We start from the raw sequence: 17,583 nt of genomic DNA, 5'->3' as shown, positions 1-17,583 counted from the left end.
GATCAGTGGATACAATACTACCATGGGTTATGGTGGGTTCGACGCGGGGTGCTCACCCCCACAGTGATCCGTGCATCGGATTTTTCTCGGGACGAATTTTTGGCCAATGATTGGACAAACCTACCGCCTTCTTGCGTGCCACAGCCGGATTCCCCCAATGGACAAACATGCCCTGCACCGTATGTGCCGTATATTCCACCTTGGTATGTGCCTTATATCCCCGGAGACCCGCCAGCTGGTGGTGGCGGTGATGGGCCAACTGGTCCACAAGGTCCGCCAACATCAGGAGTTATCAGTGATGGCGGAGGAATGGGGGGTGGAAGTGGTGGAGGAAACAACAAACCACGAAGAAACCGCTCTGAAATTTCTTGGCCATCAATCGCGATCACGATGGACGACTACACCACTCCGAGTCCGTGTTATCCAAACAATGACGGTGGGACGCGAAATGCTGTTTTCGGAGGCACGGTGAGTTTGAGCGCCACTAACGATCCTGCTGCCCAAGGCCTTTACCTGGTTTCTATCCGAAATGGCAGAAAGATCATTTGGCAAGGGACCATTCGTCCCGGAGACACAATAGATTACGGAACGCACAGTGTGGGGCCGGGAAGACCTGGATACAGCTCATTTACATTTGAAGCCAGAGCCTATCTACCCGGATCGAACAGCGGAGACCTTACCGCCTCGGCCAGCAAAACAATGCAGGACTGGTGCCCCGAGCCACAGTGCCCCGATGGTTGGTCGCGAACTCCTCCATCTTTTTGCCCAGAGGGTCAGACGGTTCATTCAACCTCTGGCTCTTACGGGACATGCTACGCCTGCGCTGACGAAGGGGCATGTTGTTGTCCCGACGAAACAGGATGGAGTTGTGGCGCTAATTGTTGTTGCTGTGGACTATATTATGCCCCGGTCGGCATAGGATGCGCATGCGAGTATGTCGGCTGAACTGTATGATGAACGACGATAACATCAGAAAAATAATGTATGCATTGACGCTTCAGTCTCGGAGCCCTGTGAAGCGTTCGATGTGGCTTGAAAAAGGTTTTTACAGGATAAATCGAAGACATCCGGTTTTGTTTGATTACTGGAAAACCAGATTGGAGTCGGCAGATCATACAGACAGCGAGTTGTTTAATCGTGTGCTCGCTGAATACGAAGAACGCCTGCTCCATCCACAAGTGAAACCAACGATCGAAGTTCCGTAAAAATATGAGCACGAGTGCATATTTCGACTTCAAGACAGCACTGATGGCTGCCCACTCGGGCTTTTTTGTCAGACGGCGCGCCTGGAGCGACCGCTGGTTGCAATACTACAACGGCCTCTGGTGGAATCGGGTCGGAACATCCGCGCCGACGGTTGTGCGCACCTCGGATTTCGGACGGGATGAATTTCTTGCGACCGATTGGACCAACCTGCCTGCTGGGTGCATCAGCAATGCCGAAACCCCCACTGGCACGACTTGTCCAGATGCTTTTTCTGGTCGCGCGGTTGACCCGGTGGACACTTCCGGCATGGGTGCTCCTGCGGGGGGTGGAGGAAGCGGTGGCAATGCGGCTTCTGGGATTATCGCTCGCGCTGCCCGCGCTTCGATACTTTGGCCATCACTTGCGATTGTTTTGGAGGATTTGACGCCTTCCGAATGCTATTCAGGTGGCGAAGGACTACGCACGGCAATTGTCGGCGCGGCGTTGACTCTTTCGGTGACCGCCGACACTGCCAATGGGAAACCAGCCCATGGGACATATTTTGTCACGGTCCGGCGTGGTAATTTGGTCCTGTTCGTGGGTCACATCGTTCCCGGTGAAAGCGTAGATTGCGGGACATTCGAGATTTCGGGGATGCCCGGAACAACAGTTTTCACACTCAATGCGCGGGCTTGCATGCCTCGATCTAACGGCGGGGACATTATCTCCTCGGCCAACCTGGCCATGAAGCCTTGGTGCTCTTGAAGTATGCTTATTCCAATCCAAGCACTACGCGCTGTGGCACCCAGCAAACCCCAAGGCTACTTCGATGCGTGCCTCGCGGCTGGAACGGTGCGTGGAGACCAGCTTGAACTCACCGATGAAGCGTTTTCCGCGCTGAGAGCGCGGTTTTCGCCCCCAACGGTGCCGACCCAAGCCAAAAGTGCTGTCACTGCATTTGCCACGGAAGCTGCCGCTGCTCTCGCTGGACGGGCGCGCGTTAGTCCAGAAGAAAAGCAGGCTCGTATCGCCGTTTGCGAAGCTTGCGAATTTTTTATCTTGCATCCGCGCCGCTGTTCCCGATGCGGATGTTTCGTGGACATCAAAACCAATTTTCGGACCACATCATGCCCAGAACAAAAATGGGCCGCTCTTTGAATCATCCAAACGGCTCGCCTTAACCCGGAGCTGGCCGACAACTGAACATACGTCCAGGTGCATCACAGCACGCCAGCCTCCGAAGTCTGCCCCGCTTCAGTGGACATTTGTTTTTTGATTTTTGGACATTTGTTTTTTTAGATACATCCCCACAGAGAATCACTGCGTTTTAAGGAAAATATAAGGCTCTCTGAACACAGTCTTCGGAGGCCAAAAATTGCCGGCGGGCAACTGCGCTGGATTAAAAGACGATTGACGGCCATAGGCAAATTTGATGAGATTGCGTCTCAATCCCAATACCTTTAAAGAAAATGCGTCCTTATCTTTTCATCACAACCGCCTTTTTGACAATGTCTTGTGAAATTTCTGAGGCTGGAAGGCGATTCACCTATGTTTATGAAGCGAAAGTCGCCGAGAAGAACGAGATTGAGGTTGAAAATTGGGTGACTTGGAAATCCGGGCCGGACGACGAAAACGCATTCGATTTCCGCCACGAGCTGGAATTCGGCGTGACCGACCGGTTTCAACTCGCCCTTTACGCCGCGGACTGGAACGTGGCCGACAACGTGGCGAGATACCAAAACACGGCATTGGAGGGCATTTACCAGCTGACGAACCCCGCAACTTCATTTCTGGGGTCCGCGCTTTACGGCGAGGTGAAGCTCGGCGACCAGCAATTCAAGTTGGAGACAAAAGGAATCCTGCAAAAAAATATCGGGCCCCTGGTTCTTGCATACAACGCGACCCTTGAAGCCGAATGGGAGGGGGCGAATCTCGACAACCTCGACGAGCGCCAGGGAAAGCTGGAGCACAGCGCAGGCGCGAGTTGGAAGATTTCGCCGAACATCAAGGTCGGCGGAGAATTCCAGCAAAAATTCTACCTCGCCGATTGGTCGGTTCCTACTCAGACGACTGTCTACGCCGGACCGAACATCGCACTTGAGTTCGGCAGATACTTCGCCACGTTCACCGGCATGATCCAAGCAACCGGTATCTCGGGGCAACCGGATTTCCAGTTGCGCACAATTTTCGGAGTCGAGCTTTGAGTTCCGAAAAAAACCGAGCCTGCGGGCCCCGAAAGACCTTGGACTTCTCGAGATTGATGCTGGAAAGCTGAAACTTGTGCAAGCTGCCCCAGGGAACGCTGGCCGGCTTCAGCGCGAAAGCACTTCCCCGTAGGCTTCACCGAGAGTTTTCCAAGCCAATTCCGGATCGGGGGCTTGCAGAAAAGTTCCGGCACCCGCCCGGTAAGTCCATGAGAAGATCGACTCGATGCCGGCCGCAGCGTAGCAGCGCGCGATCTCTTTGATGAAATTGATGTCACGGGGGCTGTCGAAATAACTCATGATCCATCGCTGCGGAATTTTGCCGTTTGCGAGGGCCAGACGGACGGTCTTCTCGGCGAGTCGGCGATGCACATCGATCGGCGCATCATAGCTCACGACAATCGAAGTCGAAAAAATGTCATAGAGCGGATTGGCCGCGATGGACTCCCAGTCGTCGAAGCCGCGCTGGTAAGACAAGTAATAGTTGTTCTCCGCCGGCAAACTGCACTGCGTGATGCTCAGCGCAGGATTGCGGGATTTGGCAATGCGCCCAGCCTCCGAGAGGATTTCATTGGCTTGATCGTGCCGGAACTTGCGGACGGTCTCGGTCAGAGTGCGTGGCATTTCGTAGCCATACTTGCGCTTGAAGATTTCCTGCGTGATAGGGCTGCGACAGGACCAATCCGTTGTACTCTGGTAGCCGACGGGGTCGATCGGCATGGCGTAATGCGGTTCGTCCCAGAAAAAGCCATCGGCATCGCATTCGCGGGCCAAGCGGTCGACAATGCCCCAGAAATACTCGCGGAAGGCCGGGGAAGAGGGCGAAGCCGCGGCCAGAGGTTCGCCGGCGACCGCTGTCCACTGGCGGTCGTGCAGGTGGCACTCCTGGAGAAAGCGACTGGGAGCCTCTCCGCCGAAGAATTTCCCCACTCCCCAAGTGTTGAGATAGACTTTCAATCCCCGCTTTTTTGCCTCATCGACGATTTTTGGAATGTTGCGGGTCCAGAAAAAAATATCGAACTCTGTCAGCGCCAGGAGGACCGCCGTGCAATGGTGCGCCCTCATTTCCTCAAAGTCCCTCCGCGCATGCTCGGGGTAGGAAATGCCGTAATAACTAACTCCGGTCTCTTTGACAGCCATGATCGTGCTCCTTGTCTTGGTCGGATCCGGTCAATTACTTACAGGAATTTGACCCGTGAGTTGTATTTGGCGCGCAGAGCAGCGTTGAACTCATCGCCGCCCGCCACATTCGCACTTCGCCAGACGGGCGGTTCGACGCCGCGGGCCAGGCAGGCCTTTACGCATTCGATCTCAAGGCGGTGCGCAATGTAGAAGTCGATCGTGCTGGAAATGCCGGAGATCGGCTGCGCCAACCCCTCGACTTCAATGACGGTATCGCCGAACGGGACATAGTTTTCGAGCTTGATGTCGGCCACGTCGAAAAGGTGCTTTCCGCTCCTGTGGCGCAAAGGAAAATCCTTGGGCGTGTTCCGGTCCCAATCGCTGGAGGAGATACCGACCACCCGGGCGCCCTTCTCCTTGGCGCGCAGCGCGCAATCGATTGTCGGCGGGTTGAAACCGTAGCTGTGGAAACAGAGAAGCAGGTCGTCCTTGCCCAAGCCGTAGTAGTCAACCAGAGCATCGCCAACGCCGTGCATGCGCTCATGGGACAAATACATGTAGGCGGGTGTGACCGGATGAATGGCAAAATCTATCATCGGACACAAATTCGCCAGACCGCCGGCCCTCCAGAAAAGCTCCTGCATTACAAGACAGGTGTGGCCGCCTCCACCGAATAGATAAATCAACCGGTCCTGCTCGATCGCATCTGCCATCCATCCCGCGGCCTTGGCGAGATTGCCCGCCTGCTCGCTTTCGAAGCGCGCAGCCAGTTCGTTGAATTTGTCGAGAAATCGCGAGTCAAACAGTTGATTGGAAGGTTTCATCGCGGCCAGTTTTCCATGGAACATCCCGCCTGGCTTCCGTATTTGTCTTGCGATACAAAATACAACATGACGACGCTCGATTTACGCTGCACGCCGGAGCGTCACATCCTCGATCTCAGGAAGTTGGATTTGCCCGGAGCCCGTGTGCTCGGGCGCTACCGCTATTCCTACCCGCATCGTCCGCTCCCACCCCACCGACATCCGGGCATGATCGAAATTTGCTACCTGCACCGGGGGCGGCAAATCTACGACGTGGAGGGACAAACCTTTGTGATCCACGGAGGAGAGTTCTTCGTGACCCTTCCGGGCGAGCGGCACAGCACCGGCGCGGACCCCGAAGATCGTGGAGTTCTTTATTGGATGATACTCTCCCTGACGGGGAACCGCGGCCCCTTCCTCGGGCAAACGGAGGGAATCGGCAGACAGATTTCCAAGCTGCTGGCCAAGCTTCCGCGCAGGCAGTTCGCGGCGCCCAAATCGACGCAGCGCACCCTCGAGCAACTCCTCAAATTCGGGGAAGCCAAGCCCGGTATTCTTTCAAAAATTTCCGCCCGTGTTATCGCGCTCGACTTTTTGCTCTCCGTGATCCACTCGAGCAAACGCCAGATGGAGCGCGAGTCCCCGGCATGGCTGCCGAAGGTCCTGCAGCATATCGACCACTCGTTTGCCGACAACCCGCAGGTTCCCGAACTCGCCGAAGTGGCGGGGCTTTCCGTCTCGCGGTTCAAGCTCCGGTTTCGCGAGATCACCGGTGTTGCTCCCGCGGAGTTTGTGCTGCGCAAGCGCCTCGCCGAAGCGGAGCGGCTTTTGACAACAACGGGCATGCCGATCACGAAGATAGCCTTCGACCTAGGGTTCTCTTCCTCGCAGGGGTTCGCCACCGCTTTCCGCCGGATGACCAACCGACGACCCCGCGACCTCCGCGCGGGCGACCGTTCATGAGGAAGATTGCCGCTGCTTCGCGGAACCATCGAGACGCTTTTGAAGAAACCCGTTAGTCATCAATATAAGCCAGACTTCTTTCGACCTTTCTTTCGAGACCGGATTGGGAAAGGTGTTCCATGCGCATGATTCGGCCCCAAAGCAAAAACCCGAGATGAGTTCCCACGGGCCGACAGGCCACCACACCGGCAAAACGTGGAAGGTGGGCACGCTCGTGTATTCCACCACCGGACTGGTGATTTTGTTCGGTTGGCTGCTGGTCGGCGATTTTTCATGGCAGGCTCGCGAGCGTGCGGTGACCCCGGTCGCGCAGGTCATGCTCAAACAGTTTGCGGTTTCCGACATGATGATCGGGTTTTTGGTGGGCTCGATGCCTTCGGCGCTGGGAATGTTTTTGAGCCCGGTGGTGGGGTATCGGTCGGACCGACTGCGTTCGCGGTGGGGGCGCAGGATTCCTTTTTTACTGGTGACGACACCGATCGCCGCAGGTGCCATGATGGCGCTCGGTTTTGTGCCCATGGGCGCACGATGGTTGGATACTTCCTTGGGAGAATCTTCGCCCGGACTTAACGCGTGCTTCCTCGGACTCTTCGGGCTGTTCTGGATTCTCTTCGAAGTTGCCGCCGTGGTCGGCAATGCCATTTTCGGCGCTCTGATCAATGACGTTGTCCCGACCGCCGTCATCGGCCGTTTTTTCGGGCTTTTCCGTGCGGTCAGTCTGATTGTCGGAGTGCTCTTCAGCTATTTTGTCCTCGGCAAAGCCGAGGAGGGCTACCTCTACATTTTTCTCACGATGGGACTGATTTACGGCGTCGGATTCGGGCTCATGTGTTTGAAAGTGAAGGAGGGCGATTACCCGCCACCCGCGGAATGCGGGGCGCCCAAGCGGAGTTTCGTAGCGGCGGCCAAAATCTATTTCCGCGAGTGTTTCACCCATCCCTATTACCTCTGGCTTTTCGGAGCCTGGGGTCTCGCAAACCTTGCCTTCAACCCCTTTTACACATTCAGCCTTTTCTACGCACGCAGTGTGGGGATGAGCTTGGACCAATTCGGCAAATGCGGAGCGATCTCGCTCCTTTGCTCTTTGATCATATCCTATCCGATCGGCTCGCTTGCCGACCGGATACATCCTCTGCGGGTTGCGCTGATTTCGCTTGTCCTTTACGTGGTGTTGGCCGGATGGGCTGCGCTTTTTGTGCGAACTCCGGACTCGTTTGCTTTCGCACTCATCGCCCACGGCGTCCTTGCCGGCGTGTTCTTGACCGGCACGGCCTCGCTCGGGCAGAGACTTTTTCCTCACGCCACCTTTGCGCAATTCGCCTCGGCAGCGACCCTTATCAACGGATTGCTTCTGATGATTATGCCTCCCCTCATGGGGGCGTGGATTGATATTTCGGGGCACGCCTATCACCTCACGTTTGCCGCGGGCTGCGGCATAGCCATGCTTGCGGTGGCCTGCCTTCTGGTCGTGTTCCGCTACTACCACAGGCTCGGCGGCGACAAGGCCTATGCCCCGCCGGAGTAGAGAGCATGCGAGTGGGAAGCGAAGGGTCGAGCGGATTGATTGATTGGGCAGGAGCAGAACCACGACGGTTCCCGCCAAAAGAACGCAGAGGCTGCGCCCCGATGGCGGATATCAAAAGCGTTCACGTTCAAAGGCGCCGAGGCGGAAGGTAATCTGTATGACCCGGGTCTGGATCGCTGTTAGTATGGACAACAACCAGAATTGCGCGGCTTGAAACTGCTATGCGGCTGTAAAATGCGGGGTGCGTGATCGCATGGTGCTTCTTTTATGAAAACGAATGTCAGGCAGGCTTTGCGGGCGCGCCCGACTCCGGGTTTGGGCCGGCTTTGGGTCGGAGAAGAAGAAAGCACCCTAATCAACGAAGTGCTGCGATCGCAGGAGCTGAACCGTTTTTACAAAACAGGCGAAGCGATGGCGGACCGCCTGGAGGCGGAACTTCGCGGGATGGTCGAGGTGAACCATGCGCTGGCGGTGTCCAGCGGAACGGGCGCGCTGGAATGTGCGCTGGGCGCATTGGGAGTCGGACCGGGCGATGAGGTGCTTGTGCCAGCGTGGAGTTGGGTGGCCTGTTTCACGGCGATCGTCCGCATGGGAGCGAAGCCGGTGCTGGTCGAGGTGGATGATTCGTTGTGCTTTGATCCGTCGGAAATCGCAGCCAAATCCACCCCCCGAACAAAGGCCGCGATCGTGGTGCACTTTCAGGGGGCGCCGGCAAGGATGGATGTGATCATGAGCGAAGCGGAGCGGCACAAGATCAAGGTGATCGAGGACTGCGCGCAAAGCCCCGGTGCGTTTTTCAAGGGGCGGCGTGTCGGGGCTCTGGGGCACATCAACACGTGGAGCTTTCAGCATCAAAAAACCATCACGAGCGGCGAGGGCGGAGCCGTGTTGACCGACGACCCCGCACTTTTCGAGCGTGCCGTGCGAATGCACGATCTCGGCCAGTATCGTCCGGCGTTTGCCCTGCAAAGAGCACCGGAGTTCCCGTCGTTTTGCGGCGGCCAATACCGGATGGGAGAGCTGGCGGCAGCCGTCGCGCTGGCGCAACTGCGCAAGCTGGATCGCATCCGGGCTCATTGCCGCGATCTCCAGCGGGTCTTTTTCCTGGAGCTCGGGGAGATTCCGGGTATCCGCCCCCGGACAATCCACGATCCGGAGGGGGATTCCGGGATCGAGTTGTATTTGTTCCTCGAAGGCGGGCTTGACGCGGCGGTCCTGCGCGAAGCGCTGGAAGCACGCAATGTGAACACCGTGCCGATGACCGGAACCTACTGCCACTACCGCAAGGATTATTGCGCACGGGGGCTGGCGCACCACCCGGCTGCCTCGCCGTTCCGGGACATCGAAATGCCTTCCCGCGGCTACCGTGCGGAAGACTTTCCGCGGACCGAGGCGCTGGTCAGCAACATGCTATCCCTTCCATTCGGCGTGTCTTACACGCAAGAGGATGCTGTCTACATGGCGCGGTGCGTCAGGAACGCTTTGGCGGAGGCCCTCTGCAAGACGTATTGATCCGGTAAATACCGTGCCAGCAATTTCTCAAAACGTGCGATGCGTGGCGCCCCTTGCGCACGGGACAATGTGCGAAACAAAGGGATCGCCTTCGGCGCGCGCGTTCAATGTCCCGGGCCGCCACCGCATCTCGTCACCGCAAGAGGCACGAAGGATGAATATCTTGGCCTCGTTGGAGCGCGAACCCAACTGCGGACGCAAAACCATGGAGGAAACCGCGGCTTGGATAGCCAGCAGGAGCGACTGAGCAAGCCAACCATGCCCGCCACGCTCAAACTCGCCATGGTCGGCCTCGACACCTCGCATGTCGAAGCCTTCGCCAAATTGCTGCACGATACGTCGCACCCGTATCATGTGCGCGGCGCGCGGGTCGTGGCCGCCTATCCGGGAATTCCCAGCCAGGACTTCGCCCTCAGCCGCGACCGCGTCGATGGCTACACCCGGAAACTGCGCGACGAGTTCGGCGTGACCATTGTCGGCAGCGAGGAAGATGCCGCTGTGGCGGCCGACGCTGTTTTGCTCGAATCTGTCGATGGCCGCGTCCACCGCACGCAGTTGGAAAAACTTGCCCCTGCGGGGAAACCCGTCTTTGTCGACAAGCCGTTTGCCCTTTCGATGTCGGATGCAGAGGCCATGTTCGAATTGGCGGCACGTCACCGCTTCCCCCTGATGAGTTCCTCCGCCCTGCGTTACGCGCAGGGATTAATCGATGCCTTGGCCGACGGAAGCAAGGGCCCCGTTATCGGAGCCGACTTTTACGGTCCGATGGCCATCGAACCGACCCAACCGGGTTTCTTTTGGTATGGCATCCACACCGCCGAAGCGCTCGTCGCCACGCTGGGATCCGAGGTCCGCGGGTTCGCAGTCGCGTCCAACGACGATCATGATGTCCTCACGGCCGAGTGGGCCGACGGGCGCATCGGAACAATCCGAGGGAACCGTAAGGGCAACACAGGCTTCGGCGGTGTGATTCACCGGGAGAAAGGGTCGACCTTCATCGACGTCTACGCGCACCCCAAGCCGTATTACGCCGGGCTGCTCGAGAACATCATAGCCATGGTGAAAACCGGTGTGTCGCCAGTTCCCGTGGCGGAGACCCTCGCCATTATCCGCATGCTCGAAGAGGCCAACCGCCTGCGCGAGAGCAAAGCCCCGGCCCGACTCTGACCGGCAATGTCGTCCATCTACGACTCTCCGATTTTCGACATCGCCAACGCCAAATACGAGCGCGCATGCGCGTGTCTCGATGTGCCAAAGAATACGAAGGAACGCACCATATGCATCTTGGCAAAGGCTTGCCGGTAAGCTCGCCGATTCGGCAAACGTCACGACCTTTGCACCCGCGAAGCCGCTCCCGGCACCGGCGTGCAAAAAGTGATTCAGAGAAAAGCGGGGCTTGTCTATGCGGAGACAAGAACCGATCTCGGCTCCCGAACATCCGGCTCAGCTGGCTGTTGCAATAACCTGCGCGAGCATATCGGTGGCACGCTCCACTTCATCGAGGTCGATCCATTCATCAGCCGTATGGGCGCGGGCGAGATCGCCCGGACCGAAGACCACGCAAGGGATCCCGGCAGACGCAAAAAAACCGGCATCGGTGGCATAGCGCGCGGGTTCATGCCAACCCGCGGCGGTCAGGCGGCCGATGACTTTGCGGAACGGGCTGTCTGGCGCGAGCGCGAAGGGCGGGTATTCCTGCGTGCGCTCGCGCAAGATGGCGATCCGCGATCGGCGCGCACAAACGGCGGCCGCGGACTGCTCGAGTATCCGCTCCGCTGCGGCAACATCCATTCCCGGGGGCAAACGGAGGTCCGTCTCGACAACGGCGCGCGAAGGAACACGGTTGACCTGATCCCCGCCTTGGATGATTCCCGCGCTGAAGGTTGGAGGCCCGGGTTCCGCCGTTGGCTCGGGACTACCGGAACCCGCCACCGCCCGTTCGGTCTCCACGATGAATTCCGCCGCGGCATGGATGGCGTTGGCACCGCGCTCTGGCGTCGAGCTGTGCGCCGCGACACCTTCGACCGTAATGCGATGGCGCACCGCGCCCTTGTGCGCCGCGACCGGACGCAAATTCGTCGGCTCGCCGACGATCATGCCGTTGCAGCGGAATCCCGACGACGCCAAATGCCGTGCCCCGAGTCCGCCGAGCTCCTCGTCGCATGTGGAGACGAAATACCACGTCACCCGAGGACGTCCGTGGTCGCGCAAATGACACAGCAGCGCAAGGATCATCGATGTCATAGGCCCCTTGGTGTCACAGGCCCCGCGTCCGTGGAGTTTGCCGCCGCGCACTTCCGCGCCGAACGGATCGACGGACATTCCAGCAACTCCCACCGTGTCGCTGTGCGCTTCCAAGGCATACGACTTCGTCCGGTCGCACCCGTCGAAACGGGCCACGAGATTAGGGCGACCGGGAGCAGGTTCAGTGATGGCGATATCATCGGCCCAAGGCTCGAGCAGGGCGGCCAGCAACGCGACCATGCCTGCTTCGCCGTGCCCGTCCGGACCGCCGGTGCTGGGGCAGCGAACCAATTGCGCCAAAAGTTCGGGCGCCGACGGCATCGGCGGGCGCGGTTTCACAATTTCGGGGAGACCGGCGGGAGTTTGCCCGGACGGAATTTCAGTCCGGTCGGCGTTGTGGCCAGGCCTCCTTTCGAGGTTTCCTTGTAGATGCGGGGCATGTGGCGCCCGACCTCGCGCAACGCGCCGACCACTTCGTCATAGGGCACGATGCTGCTTACCCCGCTTAGTGACACGGCCGCGGCACCGAAGGCGTGCAGACCGAAGAGTCCGTTGCGCATCATACAGGGCGCCTCGACATAGCCGCCGATCGGATCGCAGATCAGGCCGAGGGTGTTTTGCAGCGCAAGGGCAGCCGCGTTGACGGTCTGTTCCGGAGATCCCCCGTCGAGTTCGCAAATGGCTGCCGCTGCCATGCTCGAAGCGCTGCCCACCTCGGCCTGGCATCCGCCCTGCGCACCGGAAAAGCAGGCACCATGCCCGATGATGCGGCCGATCCCCGCGGCGGTGAACAGCCCGAGCGCAGTCGCTGCATCGCTTGCCCCGCGTTGCTCTTGCCAAGTGAGAAGGCAGGCGGGGCAAATACCGGCACTGCCGGCGGTTGGCGTAGCCACGATGCGACCGAATGCCGCATTGGTCTCGAGCACGGCGAGAGCGTAAGCGATAGAGCGCTCGAAGACCGACCCCAACGCGCTGACCGCCGGACCCTCGCTGTGCTCGAGGACTTTTTTCGAGTCTCCCCCGGACAAGCCGCTGCGGCTGCGCTCCGTGATGGACAAGCCGCGATGCACCGACTCCTTCATGCGGCCATAATATTCCTCCATGCGGAGGATAATTTCCTGCCGCGGAACGCCGGACAATTCGACCTCGGCACGGATGGTGATCTCGGCGACCGACGCGGCGTGCCGGGCGCACAGATCAAGAAGCTCGCTGGAGGTTTTGAACTGGTAGTCCATGTGCTCAATAACCCGGCAGAACCGGGAGGACAGCATGACGCTGAACGGAGGGCACATGATCGAGAAGGGCCAGGAGCGTTTGCGGAAAGCGGCCGTCGATCTCCACTGCAGTAAGCGCCCCCTCGCCGCGCTCGGTGCGGCTGGTGCGGATGGTCGCGACATTAATTTCCACGCAAGCCAGCAGCGCGGTGATGCGTGCGAGGAAACCGGGCGTGTCGTTGTGCCAGAGGAGGAGCGTATCAAGGCGACCAGTCAAGTGCAGATCGTGTCCGTCGATGGCCGTGACCAAAACCGCGCCGCCGCCGGTGGAGCTGCCGGTGATTTTTTCCCGCCGCGTTGATCCCTCCAGCGAGAGGTCCGCGCTGTTGGGGTGCGCCTCGGCCCCGAGGTCCACCTCGCGGAAAACAATCTGCAGGCCGGCCGACGGGGCCAATTCGAGAGCGCGAGGCAATCGCTCGTCGTCGGGGGCGAATCCGAGCAACCCAGCTGCAAGGGCTTCCTTTGTTCCATGCCCGTCGCCGGTGGCGGCAAATGAACCATGCAGCCCGATCTCGGCGCGACACGGTGCTTCGCCGAGGACTTGGCGCGCAGCCCATCCGATGCGGCAGGCTCCTGCGGTGTGAGAACTTGAAGGTCCGGTCATGACAGGTCCGATGATTTCGAAGACGGACAAGCCCATAGCGATCAGTCTCAGGATAGCCAGCGGTCCAGATTGGCCGCAACGAAATCGTCATCGACCAAGTGAGGGTATGCGGCGATCACGCGGTCGAGTTCCTCGGCTTGCCCGGGCGACAATGTTTCCTTCGGGTTGAGGCAGCAGATCGACGGCGCCAAGCCTTGACGCCGCAGCACTTCGAGAATGCCGGGTATGCAGCCGTGGAATTTGTTGGCGGCATCGAACAGCGCCGCGTTCATGTCGGTCACGGCCACCGCTTCGGCAAGCCATTCGGCGGAAATTTGCTTCCCGTCGCGCGCCGCCTTGATGCGCTCCAACTGATCGACGGCCCGCCGGGTCCAAACCCCCCAGTGTCCGAGCAGGCCGCCGGCGATGTGGCGATGCACGAGGCGGCCGCGATGCGGGAAAACCCACGGGGTAAGCAAATCGGTGACGATCGAGTCGTCGTTGCCAGTGTAGAGCGCGATGTCGTCGCGGCCGGCCTCGATGACCGCGCGCACCACGTCGATCGTCTGGTATCGGTTGAACGGTGCCATCTTGATGGCCACCACATTATCGATTTCGGCGAAACGCCGCCAGAATGCCGAAGGAAGAATGAGGCCTCCCGCCGCTGGCTGGAGGTAGAAACCAACCACGGGGAAATGCCGAGCCACCTCGGCGCAATGGTCGACCAACTCATCGAGCGTGGCCTCTTTCATCGCGGCAAGGCTGAGCAATCCCGCGTGGTAGCCCAGGCGCGCGGCCAAGCCGGCCTCGGCCACAGCCTGCGATGTGTTCCCGCACAAACCGGCGATCTTCAACACCGGCCGGCCGGTGCGCGCGACGTGGCGGTCGATTTCCTCCGAGGCCAAAGCCAACACCGGTTCGAACAAGCCGTGTTGCGGTTCGCGGATCTCGAACTGGGTCGAATGCACACCGACAGCCAGCCCCCCGGCACCAGCCTCCAAATAGTAGCGGCTGATGGCGCGCTGGTGCTTCTCGCTCAATCGCCGCCGGGTGTCGAGGGCCAGCGGTTGGGCCGGAATGACCTGACCTTCAGCCAGGAGCTTGCGGATCATCTTCGTTTCCATAGAAAGCAGAATTCAGTATTTGCCGTCGCGGCGTTCGAACTTGGTCGGCTTGCCGATGGTCTCGCCGCCGGACTTCAGCCAAGCCGCGGTCCATTCGACAGCCTGGTCGATGCCGACTTGCGGCTCGCCGAAAAGCGAGAAGGCCTTGCCGGGGTTGTTGAGCCATGCGGTGGACTCCTCGGCCCCCGTGAGCAGCGGTTCACGCCCGAAGATTTTTCCGAACCGCGCCGCCAAGTCCCGCACCCTGACAATGGGGAGACCGGTCACGTTGAGCACCGCGGCGGGACTGGCCGTCAAAACAATCGACCGCAGGATGTGGTCCACCGCATCCCGCTGCCAGATGACATTGACATGTCCCATCGTCACATCCAACGGCTCGCCGGCCATGACCCTCTGGGCAATATCGACCAACACGCCGTATCGGAACTCCACGGCATAGTTGAGGCGGATGAGCACCACGGGCGTCCCGCGGCATGCCGAGGCCTCGACAAACGCGTTCTCTCGCCCCGCACAAGACACGGCATAGTCGCCTTGCGGCGATACGGGATCCTCCTCGCGGCTGCCGCCGGATTCGATGGCGACAAAGGGATACACGCATCCGCTGGAAAACGCGACGATGCGTGACGCGGGAAACCTCGCTGCCACTTTGGCCGGCATTTCCTCGTTGAAACGGCGCAGGGCGCCCGGTTGTTCGGAGGTGCCGAACTTGATGCCGGCCATGAAATAAACTGCGCGAAAATCCGGCAAGGTGGACAGGGCCGCGTCATCCAGCAAATCGGCGGAAACCGTCTCCACCCCGAAGCGGGTGAACGCGTCGCGCGCTTCGGGCGACCCGAAACGCGAGACCGCGACCACCGGAACCTCGCGCCGCCCCGCCCCGTCGAGTGCACGCCGCAGCATGGCTGCCATGTGCAGCCCCATCTTACCTCCGGCTCCAAGCACACCAACCGGCCCCTCCAGGGATGCGGCTGCACGAATGGCGGACGCGGAAGGCTCGGACAGAAATTCGTCGATGCGCGAGGCTTCGCAAGGGAGCGGGGAATTCATAAGACGGCACACTTCACCGTTTGGTTACTTTGGTCAAGCGGCAAATCGTCACGGAAGATCGTTGGGGAAAGTTGAGGCGGGAGCTTGGGGACAAGGGAACGGCCGAGCGGGCGAACCGAGGCGGACACCCCTCTCAGCTTCCCGGAACAAAAATTCGTCGATCGGTCCCCCGCCCAAGGATAAAAAAACACCCATGGACCGTCGCAACACCACCAAACGTCCGTCCCCGCGTGGCGGCAAAAAAACACGCCCGCAACGCGTGAGGGACCGGTTGCTTGGCGCCGCTCTCAATCTCTTCGCCGACCGCGGCTATGACGGCGTTGCCGTCGACGAGATCGTGGAGGCCGCAGGGGTGAACAAACGGATGGTCTACCACTACTTCGGCAGCAAGGAAGGCATCTACAGCGCGGTGCTCGAGCAGGCCTATGAGCAACTACGAGCCAACGAAGAGAAGTTTTTCGCCCCACGCAAGACACACGGCAACCCGCGCAAAGCGATGCGCGATCTCGTCGGACTCAACTTCGAGTTCCTGCGCAGCCATCCGGAATTCGTCCGCCTCCTGCTTTGGGAAAATCTCCAGCGCGGCACCCACATAGGCAAGACCGGACCGGCCGTGAGCAAAAGCCCGATGCTCGCCCATTTGCAGGCCCTGCTCGATGCGGGCGTGGCCGAGGGGAGTTTCCGCCGCGGACTCGATGCGCGCCAGGTGCTGGTCAGCCTGATCGGCCTGTGCCTCGTGTATTATTCCAACCGCCACACCCTTGCCCGCACGGTCGGCGTTGACGTGTCGGACCCGACGGTGATGCGGAGAGCCATTCAGTGGAGCGCGGAGCTTATCCTCGACGGCATCGGCCGGCGACCCGCGCGATAAAAAGCCCCCGCTGTCGCCGGCTCCGGAGACAACCGTGGCCGCGTCTGCCAAGCCAAATTCCTGCGCAAGATGGCGGCGCCGTTGGCATCTCATGGGGCTGCATTAGTCAAACCCACCCGACAAGTAATCAATATCACGAATGAATCATTGGCGACCGAGAGGCGCTTGGTTGATGCACTAGGTGCATCAAAGAGGCAGATGCGCAATTCGTCCGCTTCTTGGGCAAATCAACATAAACAACACCCTCTACCCATGAACATTAAGAACGCCGTTTTATCCGTGCTCGTGTTGGCAGTCACTGCCACGCAGGCTTTTTCCCAAGCGATTATCGTTCCGATTACCGACGATGCAACAATCCAACAAAATGCCCCTACAAACAATTATGGGAGCGCGACGGGCTTTGGCGTCTACAATAGAACCAATGTTTACTATAAATCTTGGCTCAAACTTGACGCATCGTCCTTGCAGACCCTCACCGCGGGAAATACCAAGCTCACCCTCACGGCTGCGAACACCACCACCGGTTATACCGTCGAATTCTACCTATTGGCGGGGATCGACAGCAGCACGTGGAGCGAGAACACCATCACTTGGAACAATGCCCCGGGCAACAACACCAGCGGGTTCGGCTTTACCACACAGGCCAATGCCAGCTTGATTGGCAGTTTTACAAACTTCTCCTTCACCGCAAACACCGCCTACAACCTTGTCTTTACCGGCGCTGCCGAGACATCTCTTCTCGACGCGCTCAATAGCGGCAGCCGCACCGCAACGATTGCGCTCACGCGGCCAACCAACTCAACCGGAACCTCGGCGAACAATTTTTTCAGCACTGAGGCGACCACCGCCAGCTACGTCCCACAATTCTCGGCTGATGTGATCCCCGAACCCTCCACCTACGCAATGCTTGTTTTGAGCGCACTTGGCCTCAGCGGTTATGCGCTGCGCCGCCGGCTTCGCTGACCCGGCAGGCCGTCCTAAGGCGCATTTCTTCTGCAAAAGCAGCAATAATTCTGTCGGCGCTTCCTATAATTGAGGCGCTTCCCCGTGAATGCTTCGGCATGGAGGACTTACGCAAGAACACCGAGGGGTTTTGTATGCAGGCCATTGATCCTCTGCATCCGAT

14 protein-coding genes are annotated in these 17,583 nt (G+C 59.5%); 7 read left to right on the top strand and 7 right to left on the bottom strand.

Translation table 11 applies throughout. The features are described from left to right. The first annotated feature begins 2,654 nt into the window (after positions 1 to 2,654). On the top strand, positions 2,655 to 3,389 hold the full coding sequence (locus FGM15_03885) for a hypothetical protein (GenBank protein MBU3665003.1): 735 nt from the start codon (positions 2,655 to 2,657) through the stop codon (positions 3,387 to 3,389). Positions 3,390 to 3,497: 108 nt separating this feature from the next. On the opposite strand, the gene FGM15_03880 is transcribed toward FGM15_03885, so the two are convergent. Together FGM15_03880 and FGM15_03875 are read right to left on the bottom strand one after the other, a co-directional pair. Continuing rightward, entirely contained in the window at positions 3,498 to 4,529 is a 1,032-nt protein-coding gene (locus FGM15_03880) for a hypothetical protein (GenBank protein MBU3665002.1), read from the bottom strand. Between the two features lie 38 nt (positions 4,530 to 4,567). Beyond that, complete coding sequence (locus tag FGM15_03875; protein ID MBU3665001.1) at positions 4,568 to 5,359, bottom strand: sugar isomerase domain-containing protein; 792 nt, start codon at positions 5,357 to 5,359, stop codon at positions 4,568 to 4,570. Between FGM15_03875 and FGM15_03870 the strand changes: the two genes are divergently transcribed. The 4 genes from FGM15_03870 (at position 5,351) to FGM15_03855 (ending at position 10,481) form a co-directional block, all read left to right on the top strand. Beyond that, entirely contained in the window at positions 5,351 to 6,277 is a 927-nt protein-coding gene (locus tag FGM15_03870; protein ID MBU3665000.1) for a helix-turn-helix domain-containing protein, read from the top strand. The genes FGM15_03875 and FGM15_03870 overlap by 9 nt on opposite strands. A 154-nt stretch (positions 6,278 to 6,431) precedes the next feature. Next, a complete protein-coding gene (locus tag FGM15_03865) occupies positions 6,432 to 7,802 on the top strand; it encodes an SLC45 family MFS transporter (GenBank protein MBU3664999.1) in 1,371 nt (456 codons plus the stop codon). Between the two features lie 267 nt (positions 7,803 to 8,069). Beyond that, on the top strand, positions 8,070 to 9,314 hold the full coding sequence (locus FGM15_03860) for a DegT/DnrJ/EryC1/StrS family aminotransferase (GenBank protein MBU3664998.1): 1,245 nt from the start codon (positions 8,070 to 8,072) through the stop codon (positions 9,312 to 9,314). A gap of 258 nt (positions 9,315 to 9,572) precedes the next feature. Next, complete coding sequence (locus FGM15_03855; protein ID MBU3664997.1) at positions 9,573 to 10,481, top strand: gfo/Idh/MocA family oxidoreductase; 909 nt, start codon at positions 9,573 to 9,575, stop codon at positions 10,479 to 10,481. Between the two features lie 276 nt (positions 10,482 to 10,757). Here FGM15_03855 and FGM15_03850 read toward each other — a convergent pair whose 3' ends face one another. From FGM15_03850 to FGM15_03830, 5 genes are read right to left on the bottom strand one after another with little or no spacing between them, the layout of a single operon-like run. After that, positions 10,758 to 11,897, bottom strand: a complete 1,140-nt coding sequence (locus tag FGM15_03850; protein ID MBU3664996.1) for a M20 family metallopeptidase — start codon at positions 11,895 to 11,897, stop codon at positions 10,758 to 10,760. After that, positions 11,894 to 12,793, bottom strand: coding sequence for an L-serine ammonia-lyase, iron-sulfur-dependent, subunit alpha (gene sdaAA / locus FGM15_03845; GenBank protein MBU3664995.1), 900 nt, complete (start codon positions 12,791 to 12,793; stop codon positions 11,894 to 11,896). Before sdaAA ends, FGM15_03850 begins: the two co-directional genes overlap by 4 nt. A 4-nt stretch (positions 12,794 to 12,797) precedes the next feature. Beyond that, positions 12,798 to 13,472: an L-serine ammonia-lyase, iron-sulfur-dependent, subunit beta gene (sdaAB, locus tag FGM15_03840; protein MBU3664994.1), complete on the bottom strand. Its 675-nt coding sequence runs from the start codon at positions 13,470 to 13,472 to the stop codon at positions 12,798 to 12,800. An 11-nt stretch (positions 13,473 to 13,483) separates the two neighbouring features. After that, positions 13,484 to 14,548 carry a dihydrodipicolinate synthase family protein gene (locus tag FGM15_03835; protein MBU3664993.1) on the bottom strand — a complete coding sequence of 355 codons (1,065 nt, stop codon included), beginning with the start codon at positions 14,546 to 14,548 and terminating at the stop codon, positions 13,484 to 13,486. A 3-nt stretch (positions 14,549 to 14,551) separates the two neighbouring features. Beyond that, positions 14,552 to 15,586: an NAD(P)-dependent oxidoreductase gene (locus tag FGM15_03830; protein MBU3664992.1), complete on the bottom strand. Its 1,035-nt coding sequence runs from the start codon at positions 15,584 to 15,586 to the stop codon at positions 14,552 to 14,554. On the opposite strand from FGM15_03830, the gene FGM15_03825 reads away from it, so the two are divergent. Both FGM15_03825 and FGM15_03820 read left to right on the top strand, forming a co-directional pair. Next, positions 15,438 to 16,457, top strand: a complete 1,020-nt coding sequence (locus tag FGM15_03825) for a TetR/AcrR family transcriptional regulator (protein ID MBU3664991.1) — start codon at positions 15,438 to 15,440, stop codon at positions 16,455 to 16,457. The genes FGM15_03830 and FGM15_03825 overlap by 149 nt on opposite strands. 69 nt (positions 16,458 to 16,526) lie before the next feature. Next, positions 16,527 to 17,420 carry a PEP-CTERM sorting domain-containing protein gene (locus FGM15_03820; GenBank protein MBU3664990.1) on the top strand — a complete coding sequence of 298 codons (894 nt, stop codon included), beginning with the start codon at positions 16,527 to 16,529 and terminating at the stop codon, positions 17,418 to 17,420. The last annotated feature ends 163 nt before the right edge of the window (positions 17,421 to 17,583 follow it).

The organism is Chthoniobacterales bacterium (assembly GCA_018883245.1).
Lineage (GTDB): Bacteria > Verrucomicrobiota > Verrucomicrobiia > Chthoniobacterales > JACTMZ01 > JACTMZ01.
The sequence above is the reverse complement of the archived record's forward strand: the minus strand, read 5'-3'. Positions and strand labels throughout refer to the sequence as shown.

Excerpts from the sequence above, each read along its gene's own strand:
- FGM15_03885 (MBU3665003.1), top strand. The coding sequence starts at position 2,655 with ATGCGTCCTTATCTTTTCATCACAACCGCCTTTTTGACAATGTCTTGT.
- FGM15_03880 (MBU3665002.1), bottom strand. The coding sequence starts at position 4,529 with ATGGCTGTCAAAGAGACCGGAGTTAGTTATTACGGCATTTCCTACCCC.
- FGM15_03870 (MBU3665000.1), top strand. The coding sequence starts at position 5,351 with ATGGAACATCCCGCCTGGCTTCCGTATTTGTCTTGCGATACAAAATAC.
- FGM15_03875 (MBU3665001.1), bottom strand. The coding sequence starts at position 5,359 with ATGTTCCATGGAAAACTGGCCGCGATGAAACCTTCCAATCAACTGTTT.
- FGM15_03865 (MBU3664999.1), top strand. The coding sequence starts at position 6,432 with ATGAGTTCCCACGGGCCGACAGGCCACCACACCGGCAAAACGTGGAAG.
- FGM15_03860 (MBU3664998.1), top strand. The coding sequence starts at position 8,070 with ATGAAAACGAATGTCAGGCAGGCTTTGCGGGCGCGCCCGACTCCGGGT.
- FGM15_03855 (MBU3664997.1), top strand. The coding sequence starts at position 9,573 with ATGCCCGCCACGCTCAAACTCGCCATGGTCGGCCTCGACACCTCGCAT.
- sdaAA (MBU3664995.1), bottom strand. The coding sequence starts at position 12,793 with ATGGACTACCAGTTCAAAACCTCCAGCGAGCTTCTTGATCTGTGCGCC.
- sdaAB (MBU3664994.1), bottom strand. The coding sequence starts at position 13,472 with ATGGGCTTGTCCGTCTTCGAAATCATCGGACCTGTCATGACCGGACCT.
- FGM15_03825 (MBU3664991.1), top strand. The coding sequence starts at position 15,438 with ATGGCTGCCATGTGCAGCCCCATCTTACCTCCGGCTCCAAGCACACCA.
- FGM15_03830 (MBU3664992.1), bottom strand. The coding sequence starts at position 15,586 with ATGAATTCCCCGCTCCCTTGCGAAGCCTCGCGCATCGACGAATTTCTG.
- FGM15_03820 (MBU3664990.1), top strand. The coding sequence starts at position 16,527 with ATGGCGGCGCCGTTGGCATCTCATGGGGCTGCATTAGTCAAACCCACC.